Raw genomic sequence first — 246 nt, forward strand, 5'->3', positions numbered from 1 at the left:
AATTTCTTCCAGTTTGACTGTTATCTGGAGGTACGGGTGCCGCGTGTGCGCTTGCCGGACGGCTCGGTGCGGCTCGTGGAGCCTGACTGGATGGGTAGGCTGGATGGCTTTACGCTGCTGTTTGAAGCGCTCGTGCTGACGTTGTGCCGGGAGATGACATTTGCGGCTGTGGCTCGTCTGGTGAACCTGTCGTGGCATCGCGTGAAGGCCATATGTGATCGGTACGTGGATATGGCCGTGGCCGCC

The 246-nt window shown here is 59.8% G+C and carries 1 protein-coding gene; it reads left to right on the forward strand.

Going from position 1 to position 246, the window contains the following annotated elements:
- Positions 1–246, forward strand: a 246-nt coding sequence (locus tag F6X42_RS43340) for a helix-turn-helix domain-containing protein (RefSeq protein ID WP_187639805.1), incomplete at both ends; no start/stop codon positions are given.

It is taken from the genome of Paraburkholderia podalyriae (assembly GCF_014397785.1).
GTDB classification, from domain to species: domain Bacteria; phylum Pseudomonadota; class Gammaproteobacteria; order Burkholderiales; family Burkholderiaceae; genus Paraburkholderia; species Paraburkholderia podalyriae.